The following is a 5,590-nucleotide window of genomic DNA, read 5'->3' as shown; positions in this document are numbered from 1 at the left end:
CATCGGCTACGTGCTGGGCCTGCTCCCGGTCACCGGGATCACGCTGCCGCTGATCTCCGCGGGCGGCAGCTCGGTGATCGTCAGCATGGTCTCGCTCGGCCTGCTGGCCGCCGCGGCGCGGGACGAGCCCGAGGCCCGCGTCGCCCTCGCCGAGCAGTGAGATGGCAGGGCGTGGAGGGCGCCGCGTCACAACCTAGTCTGGTGTCGTTGGGCTTTGTCAGCGCTTGTCTCGGCTGGAGGCCAAGTTCGATGAGGAGACTCCAGCGCGGTAGCCGTTGAGCAGCGCGGCCAGCCCGGCGAGGTGGACCGGGAACAAGGCTCGGGTCGTGGCGCCGGGTCCGGGCAGCAGCACAGCGGTGACCAGACCGGTCGAGGAACCGGCTATGGCGAGCCCGACTCCGCGCTGACTGGCCTGGCGGGCGGCAGGCAACGCCCGCAGCAAGGTGATCGCGGGATCGAGGCCGTCGCTGATCAGGTCTGCGGCCCAGCACACCGGGTTGTGCTCCCGCCAGATCGCCACGGCGACATCGGCAGCCTCCAGCGCCGCGTCATCGGCCGAGGCCAACAGCAACACGCCATGCCCGTCGGCCTGCAGGCGTCGCACTCGTGCGAGCACCGACAGCTCGGAGCTCTCTGGGTCGTTCGATGGTACGACGAGGCTGACCTGGGTCCCCGCGGACTGGGCCGCCTCCACGATCCCGTACACGCTTTCCGTGGCGGGGTCTTCCGCGACCGTTGGCAGGACGCGCAGGTCGAGGACCACGTGGCTAATGCGGTCCAGACGGCGGTAAGCGCTGCCGTCGAGGGGCACCATGCCGCGCTCGGCCAACGCGCGGGCCAGCGTGGCCGCGAACGCCTCCCGCCCGAGTCGCGCGGCGCGGGGCATCCCGACCAGGGAGATCTTGGCGGCGAGCCCTGGCCGGGCCGCCATGGTGGCAACCGTACAAAGCAGCAGCGATGCAGCGGCGGCGAGTTCGGTGTAGGACTCCACCGCGCCGGCGGGCAGGTCCTCGTCCCGCCCGGGCACCAGCGGCGCCTCCGGCGGCGGCGGAAAGGCAGTCAGCTCGATGGTGGGCTCCCACGCGCCCCAAGCCGCCCTCCGGGCACCGACCTCGGCCAGAAGCATCACCCGATGCGCCGCGTCGACCGCCAGCGTCCCAAGGTCTTGGGTGCCGGCCTGGGCGACGGCGTCGGCGACCGCCAGGAGGAACTCGGTACCCGGCGGCCCCCACCAACGCTCGAGCCGGCGCCGCAACCGCGGGTGGGCTTGCAGGACGCCGACCATCGCCCGCACCCCGTTGGGCAGGGCCGGTGCGCGGGCTAGCCACATCGCCGAGGCCGCGCCCATCCCGAGCACATCACTGACAAGGGCTACCGACAACGCCACGAGTGGCGCGGGGTCGGAGGGATGCACCGGACGCGACCACGGAAAGTCGTCGGCATCGGTGGAAACGGCCTGCTCCGAGGCCTCCACCACCGCCAACAGTCGCTCGAGGGTGACCGCCTTCGGGTCGAAGGCCACCAGCAGCTGCCCGGTCACCCCATTGATGTCCGCCCAGCGCACCCCGCCCAGTCGCCCCACGGCGGTCTCGACGGTGCGCGCTACGCGAGCGTGGGATGCGCCTTGGCCGGTCAGGCCCCGCACCTCGATGTAGGCCTGGCCCGGCCGCGACCAGACGTGCCGGTGACGACGCCCCGACCCGACATCCACCAGCCCGACCACCGCGTTCCTGAGGTGGTCACGGAGGCCGGCCGCGCCTGCCCCGGCGGTCGAGACGGCGGCCGTTAGCGGTGCCGCCACCACTGAGGCAACGCCGCGCAGTGCGTCCACGCCCACCTCGAGCATGGAGGCATCTCATCGTTTCCTCCGCCACGTCGCATCGCGAAACCCTTGATCGATTAGAGCGGGCCGCCGAAGGCGTTGATCCGGCGTGGTGCGGCCACTTCCCAGCGACCGGCGAGGGTCTGCGCGCCGCGGCGCGGGGGTCGTGAGACCCCGGCAGCACCGGGGTGGGTAAGGGTCACATCGGCGGGATGGGACTCTTACGTGACGGTCGGACTCCGTCTGGCCGGGCAAGAACGACGTCGGAGGTGGCTCGGGAGGATGTTGGCAGTACGGAGATGGCTCGCCTCGGTGGCGCTTGCTGGGGTGGCGGCGCTAACACTGGGGGGATGTTCGGGCGGGTTGGCCGACGAGTCGACCCCCGGGCCCGAGACCATCGTTCCGGCGGCTTCGGAGTTCTGGGTGGATCCGGCCTCGACCGCAGCAAGACAGGTGGGACAGTGGCGCAAGGACAATCGACCCGCAGACGCCGCCGAGCTGGAGAAGATCGCCCGCCAACCCGTCGCGCACTGGATCGGCGGCCGGGGCGACGCGACTAAAAGGACCCACGAGATCGTTGACCAGGCTAGGGCCGCGGGGCGCACACCGGTGCTGGTGGCCTACAACATCCCAAACCGCGACTGCGGCCAATACTCCTCGGGCGGGGCCACCGGCGACGACGCTTATCGCACTTTCGTTGAGCAGATGGCCGACGGCATTGGCGGCGCAAGGGCCATCGTCATCCTTGAACCCGATGCCCTCGCGCAGACGCTCGTCAAGTGCAAGGGCGAGCAGGGCGAGCGTGAGGACCTGCTCTCCGGCGCGGTGAAGACGCTGAGCGGGGCCGGCGCTGAGGTCTACATCGACGCCGGTAACCCCGGCTTCGTCACCGACACCGGTCAGCTCGCCGAGGGGCTGCGCAACTCAGGCGTCGACCAGGCGGCCGGGTTCGCGCTCAACGTCTCGAACTTCCAGAGTGACGACGCCGTCGCCAGTTACGGCAAGAAAGTCTCTGACCAGGTCGGAGGCAAGAAGTTCGTCATCGACACCAGCCGCAACGGCAACGGCCCCTACCGCGGTCCAGAGCAGCCAAGTTGGTGCAACCCGCCTGGGCGGGCGCTCGGTGTCCCGCCGACCCGCGACACCGGCGACCCCCGGGTCGCCGCGTTTCTGTGGGTCAAGGAGCCCGGCGCTTCCGATGGCAACTGCCGGGGCGCCCCGCGAGCCGGGGACTTCATGCCCGACTACGCGCTCGGGCTCGCCCAGGCCTCCAGGGAGCCCTGACCAATAGCGCCCGCGGGGGTGTTTCTGACGTCCTCTGGCATCCGAGGGTTCGGAGTCGAGACGTTGAGACCCTAGTTCCTGCGTGAGTAGTCGCGTCGGCAGTAGTGGGCGATGCTGTTGAGGATGTCGTCGGCGGTCCAGGTCGCGACGTAGGGCTTGGGGTTGTCGTTCCAGGCCTCGATCGAGGCACGGATGTCGGCGTTGAGGTCGTCGACCGACCGGTGCGTGGAGCGCTGCAGCTTCATAGTGGTCAGGTCGGCGAACCAGCGTTCGACGAGGTTGAGCCACGAGCCGCTGGTTGGCCAAGTGCAGGACGAAGCGGTGGTTGGGCGGACAGTCAGCGCTGGTGGCCGGAGTCTTGGTCGAGGCGGAGGTGGTGCGACAGGTCGCCAGGGGGAGCAAGATTCAGCCGTCGTTGACACGCGGTCACCTGGCCGAGGTCGAGGGGCCACATTGCCCACAGCCGCGCGGGTGGCAGGGCGGGTCGTCCTCCCGCTCCGGTAATTCAGCGGTGACGCTGGAGGGTTCTGGATCGGCGACCCGCAGTCGCACAATGCATTATCTTGAGCAGTCGTTGTACGGCTGGTCGATCTTGTGACGGAATAAGACACGTACGTACGGGTCGACGACATTGGAAAGGTCGTCAGAGGCGAACTCGGGCCGCGTCGAGGACCATGGCGTCGTCGACGAACTTCTGGGCTTCCCGCGCGCCGTTGGCATCGTTGGTCGCGACGTCGACGCCTCACCGGTCCTCGTCCAGGTCTTGGCGGATCGTCGCGGCCATCCGTACCTGGTCCTCGACTACAAGGACCCGAGGGCGAGCATCCTAGGCGGTCCTCGTGACTGTGAGTCATGGACTGTGTAGGCCGTGACCCGTGTTCGCGGCCATCGCAGCGTCATCGTCGCCAAGTTGATGGACGACCAGATTAGCGATTTCCGGCTCTCATCGGTTTGACATCAGCCCCCGAGCACCGTGGATGTCATGGCCCCTTCGTCGCTTCATGTGCGCGAGGGTTCGCGCCCGGCCGGTCCCCTCGGCGGGACCCGGATGCTGTTGCTCAGCGTGGTCCTCGCCGCGGGGGCCTTCGAGGCGTTGTGGTTCGGGGTCATTACCGACACCGGCTTGGCCGCCGCCGACCCCGGCGCGGTCGGCTGGCTGGTCGCTCACCGCAGTTTGGGTCTCGTGATCGCCGCCCGAGTGGTCAGCGACGTCGGGGCCCCGGTGGTCACGGTGATGGCCGCAGTGGTGGGGATCGGGTGGTGGGTGTGGTGGTCGCGGTGGCGGCCGGCCGTCCTTGGGGCGGGTGGCGTCGTGTTGCTGGTCGTTGTCGACGTAGGGATGAAGGCTGCCGTCGGCCGGGCCCGGCCGCCCGCCGCATGGCATGCGGTGTCGGCGCAGGGCTACGCGTTTCCTTCGGGTCACGCCCTGCTCTCCGCTGGCGTGATCCTCTTGCTCGGCTGGCTGGTCTGCCGTTACGAGCATCTCCCGCTCGGGCGGGGTAGTGGCGTGACGCTCGCCGGGCTGGCGGGGTGCTTCGTCGTGGCGGTCGCGGGCTCGCGGGTCGTGCTCGCGGTCCACTTCCCCTCTGACGTGCTCGCCGGATGGTTCCTCGCTGTCTTCGTCGTGTCGGCCGTGGCGTCCGTCGACAACGCCTGGATACGGCAGGGGGTGGAATGAGGACGGGTAGATGCGTCGGGATGGCGGGCTACGCACCGGTCAGTAGCCGCGATGCTGGCGTCAACGTTTCTGGGTGGGAGTCGTCGCGGCGCCTCTTGGACTTCGGCGCCTTCTTGGTCTTGGGGTGCCGACGGCACCGTCCTGCTGCTCGATGCAGTGGTGGACGCCTCCGGTGGCGTGCACCTCGCCGGCGTTATTGGGTGGGCGCGATTGGTGCTCTACCGAGTGACCCACTGATACCTACTCGGTCAGGCTCGGCGCCCTGTAGCCGGACACCTCGGAGGGCGTGCGGTAGCCGGCGCTCTGGGCCCGGGCCGAGGAACTGGTCGCCGGCACGGCGTCCGGGTCTTCGCCGCCCTGTCGATCGGGGCGCTTCGGGTCGTCGCGCCCGCGCCGCGGGGACGCGGCCACGCGCCGGGCACAGCGTGCACCCATGCTGGCCGTCACCGTGAGCCAGGTCCGCACACGATCGGCACGATGCGGGCGAGCAGGATCGCGCGATTGCCCAATATGTCGAAGAACCTTCGCGGGCGCAGTGTTTGCCTGCGCGGCCCGCAGCGGCTGGTTGGGGATCACATGGTCGTCTCATTATTCGGGCTGGAGGCTGAGGCGATGGACCGTTGGCCAGCACGGCGTGGGGGTTGGCGGTGAGAGCGCGACCAGGCCGACGGGTGGTCCTCATCGCGGGTTGGGCGGGTCGAGTCCGCGGATCGCGCGACCCGGGGGGTACCTGCGGGCAGCAGTCGACGCTGCGAACTCGGTTCGCTGTGGCGGTGGGCCGATCCGTGGCGAGGGTGTCGCGGCGC

4 protein-coding genes and 1 pseudogene are annotated in these 5,590 nt (G+C 69.8%); 3 read left to right on the top strand and 2 right to left on the bottom strand.

The features are described from left to right. Nucleotides 1-160: FtsW/RodA/SpoVE family cell cycle protein (locus tag AC0CYZ_RS30770; protein WP_472221914.1), on the top strand; the 160-nt coding region annotated here is incomplete at its 5' end. Nucleotides 161-217: 57 nt separating this feature from the next. On the opposite strand, the gene AC0CYZ_RS30765 is transcribed toward AC0CYZ_RS30770, so the two are convergent. Beyond that, nucleotides 218-1,846 carry a heavy-metal-associated domain-containing protein gene (locus AC0CYZ_RS30765; protein ID WP_472221913.1) on the bottom strand — a complete coding sequence of 543 codons (1,629 nt, stop codon included), beginning with the start codon at nucleotides 1,844-1,846 and terminating at the stop codon, nucleotides 218-220. Nucleotides 1,847-2,185: 339 nt separating this feature from the next. Between AC0CYZ_RS30765 and AC0CYZ_RS30760 the strand changes: the two genes are divergently transcribed. After that, a complete protein-coding gene (locus AC0CYZ_RS30760) occupies nucleotides 2,186-3,106 on the top strand; it encodes a glycoside hydrolase family 6 protein (RefSeq protein ID WP_472221912.1) in 921 nt (306 codons plus the stop codon). 71 nt (nucleotides 3,107-3,177) lie between these two features. Here the strand turns inward: AC0CYZ_RS30760 and AC0CYZ_RS30755 are convergent. After that, nucleotides 3,178-3,478: pseudogene (locus tag AC0CYZ_RS30755) on the bottom strand (IS630 family transposase); the annotation flags it as partial. Nucleotides 3,479-4,154: 676 nt separating this feature from the next. Between AC0CYZ_RS30755 and AC0CYZ_RS30750 the strand changes: the two are divergent. Next, entirely contained in the window at nucleotides 4,155-4,784 is a 630-nt protein-coding gene (locus tag AC0CYZ_RS30750) for a phosphatase PAP2 family protein (protein ID WP_472221911.1), read from the top strand. The last annotated feature ends 806 nt before the right edge of the window (nucleotides 4,785-5,590 follow it).

The organism is Actinomycetospora sp. (assembly GCF_055612215.1).
The sequence above is the reverse complement of the archived record's forward strand: the minus strand, read 5'-3'. Positions and strand labels throughout refer to the sequence as shown.